The sequence below is a fragment of the Massiliimicrobium timonense genome (genome assembly GCF_002160865.1).
GTDB lineage: Bacteria > Bacillota_I > Bacilli_A > Erysipelotrichales > Coprobacillaceae > Allocoprobacillus.
On sequence record NZ_NFLJ01000001.1, the window covers coordinates 1 to 16,954 of the forward strand.

Below are 16,954 nucleotides of genomic sequence, written 5' to 3' on the forward strand. Positions count from 1 at the left end.
TCTAATGGAGATGGGACAGGATATGCAAAAGAACAATGGAGAAACTTTATTATTGATTATATAAATAGTAAGCAAAATGGAGAATATAAAATTTTGGAATGTTCTCATTATGTTCATAATATTGAATATCAAAAAATATATGATGAAAGTATAAAATTTATAAACAATTTACAATAACAAATTGAAAGTTATAAAGGAGAAACGAATATGCTGGATAAAATACCTAATGCAGAAGAAATGACTGCTTTAATCGGACAATCATTATATGATATATGGAATAAACTTTGTGCTTTAATTGATGAAAAGTATGACATGGAATGTTTATGGAACAAAGGTGGTAAAGCGTGGACTTATGAGTATAAATATCGTCGTGGCGGAAAAACGCTTTGTGCATTGTACGCAAGGGAAAACTGTGTAGGATTTATGATTATCTTGGGGAAAGATGAACAATTAAAATTTGATACAGATAGAAATAGTTATTCAAAAGAAGTGCAGAAAATTTATGATGAAACTAAAACCTATCACGACGGAAAATGGTTAATGTTTGAGCCAACAGATACAGCCTTATTTGATGATTTTGTTAAACTGCTGGGAATAAAAAGAAAACCAAACAAGAAGTGATGATTTTTTTCGTAAATGAATAAATACAAAGCCCAGTTTAACGGTTTTATACAAAAAGTATGAAACTGTTTTTCATATCCTCGATTTTTCACACAACTAGGTATATATTAATATTGTGAGGAGGCGAGAAAGAAATGTATGATAGAGCAATCGAAGATTTAGAACAAAGCAGAAAATCAAATTATCTAGCATTAAGAGAATACGTGTATCTAAAATCGATTGATGAAGATCCAGAGTTTCGTAATATCACTGAAAAAATGTCAAAACTTTATAATGATGAAAAAATCATATCTAAAATGGTAGATGGATTTACAGTTGTTGATAAAGTAAGTGACGATGATAGACTTAATAAAATCTTCAGATATTTAGAATTGTATCGAAAACAAGAAGATATGATGGAATTTAAAATGTATCTAAGGGGTATGAGTGATTGTCTTAGACTTTTAGGACAAATAGATAAAATTAAGTAGATGTTTACATAACAGTTTCGTACTTTAGTATGAGGCTGTTTTTTTGTGGAAAGGAGCAAATGAAAATGAAATTAGTATTAGCGGAAAAGCCTTCTGTAGCTCAAAGCATTGCTAAAGTATTAAAAGCTGATAAACGATATGATGGCTATCTAGAAGGAAACGACTATGTTGTCAGTTGGTGTGTAGGACATTTGGTAGAACTGGTACAACCTGAAAATTATGATATTAAGTATACAAAATGGAAGTATGAAGATTTACCAATTATTCCTACAGGTTGGTTATATCAAGTTTCATCAGCAACCAATAAGCAGTTTAAGGTTATTAAGAAGCTGATGGAACGAAGTGATATAGATGGTCTTATATGTGCAACAGATGCAGGAAGGGAGGGAGAATTGATATTTCGATTAGTTTATCATCAATGTCGTTGTCGAAAACCATTTGAAAGATTGTGGATTTCTTCTATGGAAGATAGTGCTATCTTAGATGGTTTTAAAAATTTAAAAAATTCAAGTGAATATGATGCTTTGTATGAAGCTGCATTATGTCGAGAACGTGCTGATTGGTTAGTTGGAATCAATGCGACTCGACTTTTTTCATGTCTTTATTCGCAAACGTTAAATATTGGTAGAGTTATGACTCCAACACTTGCAATGGTCGTCATACGTGAAGCACAGATATCAGCATTTCAGTCTATTCCATTTTATACGTTGCAATTATCGTTTGATGGTTTCAATGCTAGTAGCCAAAGAATGGATAGCAAAGATGATTGTGATAAGTTAAGACAAAGTTGTTTAGAAAGCAAAACAGCGACTGTTGTTCAGGTTGATAAAAAAAACAAACAAGAAAAAGCACCTTTACTTTATGACTTAACAAGTCTACAAAGAGAAGCCAATCGTTTATTAGGTTTCACTGCACAACAGACACTTGATTATACACAAAGTCTATATGAGAAAAAGTTGGTCACTTATCCAAGGACGGACAGTAGATTTCTAACAGATGATATGGCAGCAAGTGTGAATTGTCTTATTGATGAAGTTTCAATGAAATTTAACATTGGTATTCCAATCTCTAAAGAAGTGAAACAAATTATCAATAACAGCAAAGTCACTGATCACAATGCCATTGTCCCTACAAAACAAATTACTAAATTTAATTTAACTGAACTAGGTAAAGGAGAGTACCAAGTATTGAAACTTATCGCTATGCGTTTGTTATGTGCAGTTGGAAAACCTTTTATCTATCAAGAAACAGATGTTGTGTTGAAGTGTTTTGATACTCTATTTAATGCTAAAGGAAAAGTCACTCTTGATTTGGGTTGGAAACAAATTAAAGAGTATTTTATAGAAAACAAAAAAGAAAAAGAAGCAACACAATTACCGAATCTTGCTATTGGAGAAAAACTAATTATTCATGGCTCAGAAATCAAAGAAGGAAAGACTTCACCACCTAAGCACTTTACAGAAGATACATTATTGCAGGCCATGGAAAAAGCCAGTGTAGATGAAATGAGCGTAAAGATTGAACGCAAAGGAATTGGAACACCAGCAACTCGGGCTGGAATTATTGAAAAACTTGTTCGCATTGGCTTTATTGAAAGAATAGCAAATAAGAAAGTAAAGAATTTGATACCAACTCAAAAAGGCATTTCCTTGATAACTGTTGTACCTGAACTGATTCAATCAGCATCAATGACAGCGGATTGGGAGGAAAAACTGCTTGGTATTGAAAAAGGAACTTATGATTCCAAAGAATTTATGCAAGAAATTGAAGATATGGTTACAGGTTTAGTAAAAAATTATGAAGTTGTAAAAGGAGCAGATGTTATTATGAACAACAAAAAAGTTATAGGAACATGTCCACATTGTGGTAGTGATATCATTCAAGGTCAAAAAGGTTATTTTTGTACAAATAAAGAGTGCCGTTTTGTGCTATGGAAAAACAATGCATTCTTTTCGTCCATCGGAAAAAAACTCACAGAAACACAATTTGAGGATTTATTACGAAATAAAAGGTTAAAATTAAAAGAATGTCAATCAAAGAAAACAGGAAAAGTATTTAATTCAACGGTTATTTTATCTACTGAAAATGATGGCAAAGCTAAGTTCGAATTGAATTTTGGAAAGGAAGGACAGAAGTAATGAAAGAACAAGATTTAATGGGAATCAAGATGATTCGTTTTATCAATAGTCACTATGATGATTTGTTTCGTATACAGGATGGAAAATGTATTCAGGTGAATTTTAGAGATCATGCTGTTTTGAAAAGATGTTTTTATGTAGATGAATATCACGCCAAAATTGATGGTGTAGTTTATCATATTTGTCAGTTTGCGGAAATGATGGAAAAAGCCAATGTAACTTACAATCCTGAAGTCGAAAATGATGAATGGAAGAAAGCATGGAAAGTTGGTAAGAATAATTTTCTTGTGCTTCAGACCTGTGATGATGGTTATGATTATACGATGTATGACAACCATTATAAAGAAATTGATGGAGGCCAGTTAGATATGCCAGAACTATCAATGTTGGAAGCTAGAGATATCATTTTAGAGGATTCTGATTTGAAACACCACGATTTAGTAGTTCAAGATTATGATGATATATTAGAAAAAGTAGAGGAAGTTGAACACCAAGTTCAAATGATTCTTTCGTTTAACAGAGAAGCAGATAATCTTGCTTTTGATTTAACTGATTTTTTTGAGGATGTTGATTTATACGAATACAGAGATGTCGTAGAAAACAAGGAAGAAGCAGTAGCTAAATTAAAACAACAAATATTATCGGGAGAAACAAAAGAGATCAAAGACTATTTAAAATTAATGGTTGGTGAAGATTCGGATGATCAATATATTGCCGAAGATCTTTTAAATGAATTGGAAGACTTTGAAAGTCGTTCAAACATTATTAAACCATCTGTATTGGCTTTGTTAAAAGAAAAGAAAGATGAAGTTTCAATCAAAGGTATCAATACTAAAGAATTTGTAGAAGAAAGATAGGTGTATATATATGTCAAAAAATAAAATAGAGAAATGGGATGAACTCAATGGTAATGCATCTCAAGAAGAACGATTACAAGCATTTATTGATACAACAACAGATTGCTATGCCATCATGCAATTAAAGCGAATTGATGAAACGCTAGGTGAACGTTTTGCTTCCAGGCGAGAATTGGAAAAAATTGGAAGAGTTCCAGAATATGACCATTATGAAGTCATTTATGTTTCACCATTATATCCTGATATTACTGATGGCTCTGTATTAGATAATCTTTATATGAAATTCAATACAAATCTCCCACAAGATTATCGAGGTCATAGCTTATCTGTAAGTGATATCGTTGCCTTAAAACAAGATAATAAAGTCACTTGTCATTATGTTGATTCGTTAGGCTTTGGGGAACTAAAAGATTTTATTCCACCTGAGAACTATCTTAAAAATGCTGAAATGTCATTGGAAGATGATTATGGCATGATTGATGGAGTCATTAACAACGGAAAAGCTTCAGTCCTAGAACAACTCAAAGAAACGACTTCTAAAAGTAGGGAAAAGAAATTATCATTTCCAACAGAAAGAGAGATTGAATGATGGAAATTACTAAAGATGAAGCAATGTTGATCATGATTTACAGCCCAGGTTATCGAAAAGGACTGATATCAGAATTGGAACAAATGAAATCTAAACTTCAAAGTGATGAAACACAACTTAAATCTTTGACAGATGAAGTCTTAAAAAAGGTTCACTCAATGACAGATGAAGAATTTAAGCAATTAGATCTTTATTAAAACGAATGGAGGGAAAGAATGAACGACAAACAACGTTATTTTAATGAAATAGCTCTGGAAACAATAAAAGAAATGACAACAGATGTTGAAAAATGGATGTCTTTTCTAAAAACAATGAGTTATAACTATACCTTCACTTATCCAGAACAGATCATGATATTTGCACAACGTCCTAATGCTATTCTATGCAAGGAGTTTGATGAATGGAGATTAGAAAAACAACGTTATGTGAAACGTGGTTCTAAAGGGATTGCATTATTTGCTAATAATGGTTATAGATCTTATCTAAGATATGTATTTGATGTTGCTGATACTGGAACACGCCCAAATTCTCTTGATTTGAATGAATTATGGAAATTAGATGAACAACATCAAGGTTATATACAAGAGCTCTTAGAGAATGAATTTAAGATAAAAGAAAATGATTTATTAAATCAAATTCCAAAAGTTGTTTCCAAGTTGGCTGATGAATATTGGCATGACTTTGAGCATGAGTTCGCTGACATCGTTGCAGATAGTTTTCTGGAAGAGTATGATGGTTATAACAAGGAGGTAGCTTTTAAAAGAGCGGTAACAGTAAGCGCAACATACTGTGTTTATTTAAGATGTATAGAACATCCAGAAAACTACTTTGAAAATGATGATTTCATGAGTATCTACGAATTTAATACCCGCAAAGCAATCAATGCTTTAGGTACGGCTGTAAACAGCATTACAACACAGGTACTCAAAGAAGTTGAATTAGGAATTGAACAGTATAAATCAGAAAAGGAAAGGAGCATTCAAGATGAACGAAATGAGCTATTTGCAAGTGGGAGATTATCAAATTCCCAACATGGTATTGAAAGAACAGAGCCAAGCAGAATTGAACAAGTGGGGGCAAATGAGAAAGACGTATCTAGAGGAACACAAGCCAATGACCTACAACGACATGATTCTGAGCGAAACGTTGATTCCTCACTTGATGGAAGTACAGGAAACAGCACAGAACAGAATGAAATTGTTGATGGAGCAGTTGTTGGAAAAGAATCCAGCACCGAACAAGAAAATCAATCAGATGGCTTGGGTACGACATATGAACAGCCTAAAAAGCGAAGCAGAAGAAATCGTGAAGACGGAACTAATCAACAGTTAAGTTTATTAGACTTTATTAGTGAAGAAGAGCAGATTCAATTTATTGACCAAACGGAGAACAAAAATCAATTGTCCTCCTTTTTTTCTATCGAGCAAGAAGAACTCAATCAATTCTTGATCTATGGTAGTAATACGACCGATTCAAGAATGATGGTAGTGACTGAATTCATGAAACAAAAACCAATCGAAGATATAGCACAATATTTAAGGAATATATATGTTGGTGGTTATGGAATCATTGGAGACCATAGAAACATTGCTGCGTGGTATGGTGATGATGGTATAGAGTTTGCAAAAGGAAATAAAGCTCTCTTTGTTCCACAAGCACAGGTTGTTCCTTGGTTAGAAGTTGCGAAGACGATTCAATCATTGCTTGAAAATGGACAGTTTATGACAAATGTTGAGCTGCAAGAAGCTCCTTCTTTTGAACGAAAACAGTTGGCTGAAAAGTTATGGTATCTATATCGTGATTTTGATGAGCCGGCTAAAGAAGCTAATCTTCTATCTAAACTAAGTGAATTTGAAAGAAAAGGTTTTCCAGAGGAAACACAAGAAATGGCAAAAATGCTTCAATATGAATCTTATGTTGCTATATTGAAGGACCAATTTGAAGAGTTTATAAATCTATATGAACAGGATAGAGGCTTATTGCGTTTTCATTATCATGATTGCGAGGATATTAAAAAAAGATTAGTAGAATTAAGCTTACCTCGAATTTCTTTTGAAACAACAATATCTGAATTGCCACCTATAAAGTCATTTATCACAGATGATGAGATCGAAGAAGAACTTTTACAAGGTAGCAGTTTTGCTCAAGGGAAAACTCGTATATTTAATTACTTTGCTGAAAATCATACAAACAAGGAAAAAGCAGAATTTTTAAAGAAAGAATATGGTATTGGTGGACGTTCACATGCTTTATCCTCTAGTGATGGTAGCGGTCAAGATCATGATGCAAAAGGTATTCGATACAAGAAAAAGGACTGTGATGATGTCAAACTATCATGGCCACAAGTCGTCAAACGTATTGATTCCTTAATGCTTGAAGAACGTTATTTTCCAGAAGTCATGTACGAGTTTGATGACGTACCATCAAATGTAGATATGGTTGCAAAGGAAACAGAGGTATCTCTAGAACAAAAAGTAGAAGAATCTAAAGAAGATGATTTCCCTTATGAAATTGGGCAGATGGTTTCTATTGATGATACTGCCTTTGAAATTACTGGCATGAATGATGATATCGTTCAGCTTATAGATAAATCTTTGTCTTATCCAGTTTACCGAGTAGAAAAGAAAGAAAACTTTGAACAATTGGTTTCCCTTATGCCAGTAAATGAAATAGAAGAAAAGAAAGATATAGAAGCAAATAACTTTATGATTACTGATGAACATTTAGGAGAAGGTGGACCAAAACAAAAGTATTCAAGAAATGTTGAGGCTATTCGCTTATTGTATCAGTTAGAAAATGAAGATAGAAATGCAACCGAAGAAGAACAAGAAGTGTTATCACAATATGTAGGATGGGGCGGTTTACCAGATGTCTTTGACAGTCAAAAAGAAGCATGGGTAAAGGAATACAAGGAACTCAAAGAACTTCTTCCAGAGCGTGAATACAAAATGGCAAGAGCATCTACGTTAAACGCTCATTATACAAGTCCAGTTGTAATTGAAGCGATGTATAAGGCACTAGCTCAAATGGGATTTACTTCTGGTAATATCTTAGAACCATCTATGGGTATTGGAAACTTCTTTGGTATGTTACCTGATGAAATGCGTAATAGTCGTCTATATGGAATTGAGCTTGATTCGATCAGTGGGCGCATTGCAAAGAAACTTTATCCAAAGGCTGATATTACAGTTACAGGATTTGAAACAATGGATCGTAGAGATTTTTATGATATTGCGATTGGTAACGTGCCTTTTGGAAATTATAAGGTAAGTGATAAACCATATGATAAGCTAGGTTTTTCTATTCATAATTATTTCTTTGCCAAGGCTTTAGATCAAATACGACCAGGCGGAGTTATTGCTTTTGTGACGAGCAGATTTACCATGGATCAGCAAAGTCCAGATGTAAGGAAATATATTGCTCAACGTGCTGAGCTGTTAGGTGCAATTCGATTACCAAACAATGCATTTAAAGCGAATGCTGGAGCTGAAGTCGTTTCGGATATCATCTTCTTGCAGAAAAGAGAGCATCCTATTGATATTGAACCGGATTGGGTCCATTTAGGATATAGTGATGATATTGCCTTGAATAGCTATTTTGTTGAGCACCCAAACATGATATTAGGTGAATTGACAACAAAGTCTACTGCTTATGGTAAAGACGAATTAACAGTGAAACCATATGAAGATAAAGAACTATCGGTTTTATTGTCTGAAGCTATTATAAATATTCATGGAAAATATCTGGATGCAGAAATAACTGATTATAAAACAATGGAAGATGTTGAAACGATACCTGCAGACCCAGATGTAAAGAATTATTCATATACAGTTGTAAATGATGAAGTATATTTTAGAGAAAACTCTATAATGAGACATTGCAACCTGAATGAGACTGCGAAAAGGAGAATTAAAGGACTTGCCGAACTTCGTCAGATTGTTAACGATCTCATTGAATATCAGCTTGAAGACTACCCTAATGAAGATATAAAGAATAAACAAAAGGAATTGAATGATGTTTATGATAGCTTTACTGATAAATATGGACTCATCAATTCAAGAGGAAACTCATTAGCTTTTTCAGATGATTCATCGTATTATTTGTTATGCTCGTTAGAAAACATTGATGAAAATGGTAATTTAGAAAGTAAGGCTGATATGTTCACAAAACGAACAATCCGTCCTTCAGTTGATATTACAAGTGTTGATACAGCAAGTGAGGCTTTAGCAATTTCCATTGGAGAAAGAGGACAAGTAGATTTGCCATTTATGTCAGAGTTGCTTGGTACACCAAATGATTTTGATAAGATCATCAATGAATTAAGAGGTGTTATCTTTAAAGACCCTTTAGGCAGTGATGATATTGAGAAAGATTGGCAAACTTCAGACGAGTATTTGTCTGGAAATGTAAGAGAAAAACTTCATATCGCTCGTATTGTGGCTAAAGATAATCCAATGTTTGAAGTCAATGTAGAAGCATTAGAAAAAGCACAACCCAAGGATTTAGATGCCTCTGAAATTGATGTGAGGCTTGGTGCAACATGGATCGATAAAGATTATATTCAACAATTTATGTATGAACTTTTTGAAACACCTTATTATCTTCAAAGTTATATAGAAGTTCATTATTCTGAAATGACAGCTGAATGGCGTATAACTGGTAAAAGTGTAGGAAGCAGAAATGATGTTTTAGTCAATGTAACATATGGTACAGAACGTGCGAATGGATTTAAGATTTTAGAGGATACACTCAATTTAAAAGATGTACGTATTTATGATATAATCGAGGAAAATGGCAAACAGAAACGAGTTTTGAATAAAAGAGAAACAACTCTTGCTCAACAAAAGCAACAAGCAATAAAGGAAGCGTTTCAAGATTGGATTTGGAAAGATGCAAAACGAAGGGAGCATTTGATTCAAATATACAATGAACTTTTTAATTCAAACAGACCAAGAGAATATGATGGTAGTCATATACGTTTTCATGGAATGAATCCTGATATCGAGTTAAGACCACATCAAAAGAATGCTGTTGCACATGTATTGTATGGAGGAAATACGTTATTGGCTCATGAAGTGGGAGCTGGAAAAAGTTTTGAAATGGCTGCTTCTGCGATGGAAAGCAAACGTCTTGGATTATGTCAAAAGTCATTATTCGTCGTGCCTAATCATTTAACACTTCAATGGGCAAATGAATTTTTACGACTATATCCTAGCGCTAAATTACTTGTAGCAAGTAAAAAGGATTTTGAAACAGCAAATCGTAAGAAATTCTGTGCGAGAATTGCAACAGGAGATTACGATGCAGTTATCATTGGTCATTCACAGTTTGAACGTATTCCTATTTCTGCCCAGAGGCAGGAAAAACTATTGCGTGAACAGATTCAGGATATTGAAAATGCTTTAGAAGAATTAAAGTATTCTAGAGGTGAAAACTTCACAATTAAACAAATGGAAAAGACTCGTAAATCACTTGAAGCAAGACTAGATAAACTATTAGCTAATGATAAAAAGGATGATGTAATTACGTTTGAACAACTAGGTGTTGATAGGTTATTTGTTGACGAGAGTCACGCTTTCAAAAATTTGTTCCTTTATACAAAAATGAGAAATGTAGCAGGTCTATCTACTTCAGAAGCTCAAAAGTCATCAGATATGTTTATGAAGTGTCGCTATATGGATGAAATCACAAATGGCAAAGGTGTTATATTTGCAACTGGAACACCAGTTAGCAATTCAATGACAGAACTCTATACCATTATGCGATATCTTCAATATTCGACTTTACAACAAATGAAATTAACACATTTCGATTGTTGGGCTTCTACTTTTGGAGAAACCACAACAGCAATCGAGCTTGCTCCTGAGGGTACGGGTTATCGTGCAAGAACACGATTTGCGAAATTTTTTAATCTTCCAGAATTAATGAACATCTTTAAGGAAGTGGCTGATATTAAAACATCTGATCAATTAAACCTTCCAGTGCCTAAAACTAAATTTGAAACAGTTGTTGTACAACCATCTAAAATTCAAAAGGAAATGGTGGAGTCTTTATCAGAAAGAGCTGCTTTGGTTCATGGTGGAAACGTTGATCCATCAGTGGATAACATGCTTAAGATCACATCTGATGGTAGAAAGATTGGATTGGATCAAAGATTGATGAATCCATTATTGCCTGACGATGAAAATAGTAAGTTAAATGTCTGTGTGAAAAATGTTCTAAGGATTTATAACGAAGGACAACAAGATAAACTCACACAGCTTTTATTTTGTGATTTATCAACACCAAAGAATGATGATACATTTAATGTCTATGATGATATCAAAAAAAAGCTTATTCAAAATGGTGTGGCTGAAAGTGAAATAGCATTTATTCATGATGCAGATAGTGAGGCAAAGAAAAAAGAACTCTTTTCAAAAGTTCGCTTAGGACAGGTAAGAGTATTGTTAGGAAGTACGCAAAAAATGGGTGCAGGAACTAATGTTCAGGATAGACTTGTTGCAGTTCATCACTTAGATGTTGGTTGGCGTCCATCGGATATGACACAAAGAAATGGTCGAATCATTCGTCAAGGAAACATGAATAAAGAAGTTCATGTGTATCAGTATGTGACCGAGGGAACATTTGATGCTTATTTATATCAAACTTTAGAGAATAAACAGAAATTTATTAGTCAGATCATGACAAGTAAATCTCCAGTCCGTTCTTGTGATGATGTTGATGAGCAGGTATTATCTTATGCAGAAATCAAAGCGTTATGTGCCGGTAATCCACTCATTAAGGAAAAGATGGATCTAGATATAGATGTTGCAAGGTTAAAAGTCTTAAAAGCAGATTATCAAAGCCAACAGTATCGTATGGAGGATAAACTTTTAAAATACTATCCATCTGAGATTGAAAAAACAAAGGAGTATATCAAAGGCTATATGGAGGATATTGAAACTGTAAAAGATAATCCTTTGCCATTAGAGGGATTTGTAGGAATGACTATTCATGATAAAAATATCATGGATAAAGAACTCACTGGAGAAGCAATTCTGACTGCTTGTAAGAACTTTAAGGATAGCGAGAAAGAAATTTTAGGAAGTTATCGTGGCTTTAAGATGGAGCTTACTTTGGATATATTCCAACGAAATTTTGAAATCATTTTAAAAGGTAAAATGAGTCATCATGTAACATTAGGAACTGATGCAAGAGGAAATATTACTCGTTTGGATAACGCACTGGCCAATATCGAAAACCAATTAGAAAAAGAAAATAAAGAATTGGAAAACCTTATAAATCAACAAGAAGCAACAAAACTCGAACTAGGTAAACCATTTCCACACGAAGAAGAATTACGTCAAAAAAACTCTCGTTTAGCAGAACTAGATGCTCTGTTGAATATGGACGGCAGTAATGAACAAAATAAAGATGAAAAATCATCAGTGTTAGATGATTTGAAAAGTAATACTGCTAAATCCAATTCATGTAGTAACAAAGCTGATAAAGAGGTGGAATATGAGAGATAAAGAAATACACTTTGTAGTATCACAAGAGGAATTGGATAGAATCCGATTAAAGATGTCTGAAATGGAGATACAAAGTTTAAGTGCTTATCTTCGCAAGATGGCACTTGATGGATATTGCGTGAAGTTAGATTTGAAAGATGTAAAGGAAATGATTACTCTTTTAAGACGTTGCAGCAACAACCTGAATCAATATGCTAAACGTGCAAATGCAATCAATAGTGTATATCTTACCGATATCGAAGATTTACAAAGTCGGCTAGATGAGATCTGGAGTGTAAGCAAAGAAATTCTTCAACGACTTTCAACAATTCAATGATTAAAAAGAGGTATGGTTCTTGCCATACCGTTACATAATAATTGTTAATTTGACCTTAACATCATTGAGTTTTTTTAAAAGTATAATTACAATTAATTTAGAAAAGATGAAAGGACAGTGATCAAGATGTTATTGAAGTTATTTGTATATCCAATCATGTTTATAGTTAAGATGTTTGAATTGTTCATAAAGCTAACAATGAATGTTTCTAGCTATGTGATAGGACTTCTCATGACTATTTTAGTTGTCGGTGGTATTTATACAATCGTTGTTCAAAAATGGACACAGTTGCTTATTCTATCTATCATGTTTGCGGGTTGTATGTTGATTATTTTCTTAGCAGCTTGGTTGTCCGTAACCTTAGAAAATATAAATTATAGATTAGCTAATTTGATAAAATAAAGGAGAAGGCAGATGAATATTAAATTTATGTCAGAGTTCTATGAACGATTTTATGATGATCCTGTTTTTGAAACTATAGGTCAGAAAGAAGAATACAAGGAAATAAAAAGAAGAATCAAAGAAGGCGAAGAAAAATTAAGAAAAATCATTGGAGAAATCGAATTGGATACATGGGAATTGTTTGAAGATATCATGACTGCTCAATATGAATATGTAACATTGGTTGCAAAAGAAATATGTTCAAAAAGTGCAGAGAATAAGTAGACTAGCCATAGGAAGATTAATTTGAAAGAATAGAATTAACAAGTTCTTATTTATCAGCAATTGAAAATACACATATCAAAAATTCTTTTGATATTCTTTATTTAATTATTAAATATAGATATGAGTTTAATCATATCTTGAAATGATTTGCATAATATAAATCCACGATTTTTAAAACTACTTTAATTTAAAGATACTGCTGAAAAGAAATAAAAGAAAGCATTATATAAAAGTTATAAATGTATCAAGGTTTTTATGGTTGCTGTTAAAAAAAAGAGTTATAATGACTAAGATTAAACTATTATAATAAAGGAGAAATCACTATGGAACAAATACCGGATAATTTTAATGGATATCTAAAAATTGGCAATATCGAGTTTACTTATAATATAGACAAATTTAATGTTTCCCTACTACCAGTACAAGAGGATCAGTATGAAAAATACAAAGTTTTTGAATCTATTCGTGTAGCTAATAGACAAATACCCGAATTTTTCTTTGGGATACACCAAGGTAGGACAATTGCTTTCTTACATAATGGCAACTTTAATACTTCAATTTTGGGTATAGATATGTCTATTCGATTTGCGACACCACTTATAATTGAAGCGGTAGGTAATACTAAAGATTTTTATAATAGGATGTCTGAGCCGTGGAATAGGTTTCATGCTATTACATTTTTTGGAGGAATTATAAATTCTGTTTTTCCGCCTAATGTAGCTCTTGAACCTATTGACATTAAAGAATTACTTAATACTAATGGTGTAAGACAAATCAAAACCAAATCTTGGGATGATTATCAACAATCTATTGATTTTATCTTTGACAATGAAAAAACAAATATGACAATTTCTGTTACACAAACTTATGAAAAAATAAATAATAGCAATTTTAATTCATATTCATTGGGAGAATTAAATTCATTCATAAGATTGTCTTTTGAACACCCTCAAACTTTTGAGAATATTGCAAAATATTATAACGTCATGAAATCTTTACTCTCAATCTTAACTGGACAAAATAACATTTTTTTTGATGTATATCTTAGTCAAAGAAATCTAGAAGGAAAATATGATAAAACTGCTAACTGTAAAATATTTGATGGATATGAAAATTATTGCAAAAAAAATTGTAATAGAGTAATTAATATCAATAATATACTCGAATATATTCCTAAACTAATTAATCAAATAAACGAAAATAAAGTCGATTCATTATTAGATTTATTACCGAATGATAATAAAGATATTAATAAAATATCAATTAAAAATATTCAAGATATGTGTACAGCTTTAGAAGTGGTTTATAGTATAAATAAGAAAAAACGAAAAAAAGATGAGTTAATAGAAGAATTAAAAGAGAATATTAATGATACTATACAAACATTTATGAGTAATCATCCTGAAATTGATGTAAATAAGGAAACTACAATTTTTAGTGCATTTCAATATCTTAATTATACATTAAAAGAAAAAATTTTTGAGCTCTATAAAGAAAATTGTGCGATTATTGACGAAATTATTAAGAAAAAGTCCTTGCCTCTTATGAATGAAAGCAATATTTCTGATTTTGTTAAATTAAGAAATCGAAAAACACATTATGGAACTATATCTTGGAATGATAGTGTAAATCTATATCCTGCTTTATTGGCAATAGTTTATGCAAGTTTTTTTCGATATATTGGATTAAAAGAAGAAGAACTGAAATCTATATTATTGTATATATTTTAGCTAGTAAAGTAGATTTTTGAACTTGATTATTGGAATAATTACAGTTAATTGTAAAAGATTAACTGTTTTTTTATAGAAAAGGAGTTGATCAAATGGCAACGACAAGATTAATAGCAATGCATATCAACAAGGGTAAAACTTTAGCACAATGTATTAAGGCGAGAACTGATTATTCAATGAATCCGGACAAGACAGATGATGGAAATTATATAAGTTCTTATGAATGTGATCCTGTTACTGTAGATGAAGAATTTCTATTAACAAAAAGGGAATATCTACAAAAGGTTGGACGTAAACAGAAAAAAGATATTATTGCATATCAAATAAGGCAGTCGTTTAAACCAGGAGAAATAACACCAGAGGAAGCTAATAAAATTGGTTATGAATTAGGAATGAGATTTACTAAGGGTAAACATGCTTTCATGGTATGCACTCATACAGATAAACCACATATTCATAACCATATCATTTTTAATTCTACAAGACTTGATGCGACTAAGAAGTTTAAAAATTTTTGGTTTTCTGGATTAGCCATTCAAAGATTAAGTGATATCATTTGTTTGGAAAATGGCTTATCTGTGATTGAAATTAAACCATACTCAATGCGAACAAAACGTACAGAATTTCCTAAGAGAGATTCATTCAGAAGTAATATTTGCAATCAAATAGATATTTCCATATCAAAAAATCCCAAAGACTTTGATGAGTTTCTATCCTTGATGGCTAAAGCTGGATTTGAATATAAGAGAGGAAAACATATATCTTTTCGAGGAAAAGGACAACAGAGATTTATACGATTACGTTCATTGGAAGATGGTTACAAAGAAGATGATATAAGGAAACGAATTCATGGAAAATGCACAAAGGCTCATAAAGAACTTAAGTTGAATTTGTTAATCAATATACAAGAAAAGATAATCAATAAAGGTGAAGCATATGAACGTTGGGCAACAAATTTTAATTTAAAGCATATATCTAAAACATTGTTGTTTTTAAGGGACCATGAGATTACAAGTATGGAAGATTTGAATAAAAGGGTAGATAGTTCTATTGATCATTTTAATCAATTGTCTGATGACATTAAGGCGAAAGAAAAAAGAACTGCAGAAATCCAAGTGTTGAAAAAACATATATTTAATTACTCAGATACTAGAGATATTTATGTGGAATATCGAAAGAGTGGTTATAGTAAAAAGTATCTTGAAGCACACCGAGAACAGATATTAATTCATAAAGCAGCTAAAGATGCATTTAACGATTTAGGGTGTAAAAAAATACCCAAAGTCAAAGAATTGAATGAGGAATATTTACAACTCTTATCAGAAAAGAAAAACTTATCTTCAGAATATTATAAGGCACGTTCTTTAATGCAGGAATATAAAAAGGCTCAAAAGAATGTAGAGGAATTTTTAAGAGAAGATTCTAAATATGATAAAGAAATGAATAAAGTACATCGTTAATTTAAAGGATAGAAATTCAACTAATGAATTTAACGATCCTTTTTTTCGTTATTGGAAGTTATGTTTTAGCGTTCAGAATGAATGCGTAGCCATCACTTATAAGTGATGATTTCAAGGGGATTGGGGTATTCCCCAACCAGTGATTTTTGAAATTTGGCAAAAAGGCAAATTCTCAAAAATGAGTGAACTTGGACAAGTTTACACTGCTGGCCCAGTTTGTGAAATACTATGAAAAAGTGATTAGAGTTAGAAATATAATAAAAATCATGTGTTCGCAAGAATATTACTTTTAATAAAGGAATAGTAATTGAAAAACGGAGAATAATATGCTAAAATAGAGAACAAAATAAAAAGCAATGATAATGTTTCGAGAGGTGGATAAGATGGCAGTTACATATAAGAAACTTTGGAAGATACTAATTGATAAAGATATGAAGAAAAAGGATTTGCAGTCGCTTGCAGGGATTAGTGCTGCTTCTATAACTAAACTTGGGAAAAATGAAAATGTAAATATGGATATTATTGAAAAAATATGTATCGCATTGAAATGTGATGTGTCAGATATTTTAGAGATAACGGAAGATGAATAAAGGAGT

At 32.0% G+C, this 16,954-nt stretch carries 13 protein-coding genes; all 13 read left to right on the forward strand.

The window, feature by feature from the left end; all coding sequences use genetic code 11:
- Positions 1-207: 207 nt before the first annotated feature.
- The 13 genes from B5E75_RS00005 (at position 208) to B5E75_RS00065 (ending at position 16,948) form a co-directional block, all read left to right on the forward strand.
- Positions 208-621, forward strand: coding sequence for a DUF3788 domain-containing protein (locus tag B5E75_RS00005; RefSeq protein ID WP_070087530.1), 414 nt, complete (start codon positions 208-210; stop codon positions 619-621).
- A 134-nt stretch (positions 622-755) separates the two neighbouring features.
- Positions 756-1,091 carry a hypothetical protein gene (locus B5E75_RS00010; RefSeq protein ID WP_087356778.1) on the forward strand — a complete coding sequence of 112 codons (336 nt, stop codon included), beginning with the start codon at positions 756-758 and terminating at the stop codon, positions 1,089-1,091.
- 65 nt (positions 1,092-1,156) lie between these two features.
- Complete coding sequence (locus B5E75_RS00015; RefSeq protein ID WP_087356779.1) at positions 1,157-3,229, forward strand: type IA DNA topoisomerase; 2,073 nt, start codon at positions 1,157-1,159, stop codon at positions 3,227-3,229.
- Entirely contained in the window at positions 3,229-4,086 is an 858-nt protein-coding gene (locus B5E75_RS00020; protein WP_087356780.1) for an LPD16 domain-containing protein, read from the forward strand. The genes B5E75_RS00015 and B5E75_RS00020 overlap by 1 nt, the downstream gene beginning before the upstream one ends.
- Before the next feature lie 10 nt (positions 4,087-4,096).
- Positions 4,097-4,675, forward strand: coding sequence for a YodL domain-containing protein (locus B5E75_RS00025; RefSeq protein WP_087356781.1), 579 nt, complete (start codon positions 4,097-4,099; stop codon positions 4,673-4,675).
- Positions 4,675-4,872 (forward strand): transposon-transfer assisting family protein, encoded by a 198-nt coding sequence (locus B5E75_RS00030; protein ID WP_087356913.1) that lies wholly within the window; start codon positions 4,675-4,677, stop codon positions 4,870-4,872. Before B5E75_RS00025 ends, B5E75_RS00030 begins: the two co-directional genes overlap by 1 nt.
- A gap of 18 nt (positions 4,873-4,890) precedes the next feature.
- Positions 4,891-12,186 (forward strand): SNF2-related protein, encoded by a 7,296-nt coding sequence (locus tag B5E75_RS15010; protein ID WP_087356782.1) that lies wholly within the window; start codon positions 4,891-4,893, stop codon positions 12,184-12,186.
- Positions 12,187-12,238: 52 nt separating this feature from the next.
- Entirely contained in the window at positions 12,239-12,502 is a 264-nt protein-coding gene (locus B5E75_RS00040) for a plasmid mobilization protein (RefSeq protein WP_420866380.1), read from the forward strand.
- 180 nt (positions 12,503-12,682) lie between these two features.
- The gene (locus B5E75_RS00045; RefSeq protein WP_143746927.1) at positions 12,683-12,904 is read left to right on the forward strand and encodes a hypothetical protein; all 222 of its coding nucleotides are present in this window, start codon (positions 12,683-12,685) and stop codon (positions 12,902-12,904) included.
- A 12-nt stretch (positions 12,905-12,916) separates the two neighbouring features.
- Positions 12,917-13,168: a hypothetical protein gene (locus B5E75_RS00050; protein ID WP_087356785.1), complete on the forward strand. Its 252-nt coding sequence runs from the start codon at positions 12,917-12,919 to the stop codon at positions 13,166-13,168.
- A gap of 323 nt (positions 13,169-13,491) precedes the next feature.
- Positions 13,492-14,898, forward strand: a complete 1,407-nt coding sequence (locus B5E75_RS00055) for a hypothetical protein (protein ID WP_087356786.1) — start codon at positions 13,492-13,494, stop codon at positions 14,896-14,898.
- Positions 14,899-14,990: 92 nt separating this feature from the next.
- The gene (locus B5E75_RS00060; protein WP_087356787.1) at positions 14,991-16,358 is read left to right on the forward strand and encodes a relaxase/mobilization nuclease domain-containing protein; all 1,368 of its coding nucleotides are present in this window, start codon (positions 14,991-14,993) and stop codon (positions 16,356-16,358) included.
- Between the two features lie 383 nt (positions 16,359-16,741).
- Positions 16,742-16,948: a helix-turn-helix domain-containing protein gene (locus B5E75_RS00065; protein WP_087356788.1), complete on the forward strand. Its 207-nt coding sequence runs from the start codon at positions 16,742-16,744 to the stop codon at positions 16,946-16,948.
- Positions 16,949-16,954 lie beyond the last annotated feature (6 nt).

Excerpts from the sequence above, each read along its gene's own strand:
- B5E75_RS00005 (WP_070087530.1), top strand. The coding sequence starts at position 208 with ATGCTGGATAAAATACCTAATGCAGAAGAAATGACTGCTTTAATCGGA.
- B5E75_RS00010 (WP_087356778.1), top strand. The coding sequence starts at position 756 with ATGTATGATAGAGCAATCGAAGATTTAGAACAAAGCAGAAAATCAAAT.
- B5E75_RS00015 (WP_087356779.1), top strand. The coding sequence starts at position 1,157 with ATGAAATTAGTATTAGCGGAAAAGCCTTCTGTAGCTCAAAGCATTGCT.
- B5E75_RS00020 (WP_087356780.1), top strand. The coding sequence starts at position 3,229 with ATGAAAGAACAAGATTTAATGGGAATCAAGATGATTCGTTTTATCAAT.
- B5E75_RS00025 (WP_087356781.1), top strand. The coding sequence starts at position 4,097 with ATGTCAAAAAATAAAATAGAGAAATGGGATGAACTCAATGGTAATGCA.
- B5E75_RS00030 (WP_087356913.1), top strand. The coding sequence starts at position 4,675 with ATGGAAATTACTAAAGATGAAGCAATGTTGATCATGATTTACAGCCCA.
- B5E75_RS15010 (WP_087356782.1), top strand. The coding sequence starts at position 4,891 with ATGAACGACAAACAACGTTATTTTAATGAAATAGCTCTGGAAACAATA.
- B5E75_RS00040 (WP_420866380.1), top strand. The coding sequence starts at position 12,239 with ATGTCTGAAATGGAGATACAAAGTTTAAGTGCTTATCTTCGCAAGATG.
- B5E75_RS00050 (WP_087356785.1), top strand. The coding sequence starts at position 12,917 with ATGAATATTAAATTTATGTCAGAGTTCTATGAACGATTTTATGATGAT.
- B5E75_RS00055 (WP_087356786.1), top strand. The coding sequence starts at position 13,492 with ATGGAACAAATACCGGATAATTTTAATGGATATCTAAAAATTGGCAAT.
- B5E75_RS00060 (WP_087356787.1), top strand. The coding sequence starts at position 14,991 with ATGGCAACGACAAGATTAATAGCAATGCATATCAACAAGGGTAAAACT.
- B5E75_RS00065 (WP_087356788.1), top strand. The coding sequence starts at position 16,742 with ATGGCAGTTACATATAAGAAACTTTGGAAGATACTAATTGATAAAGAT.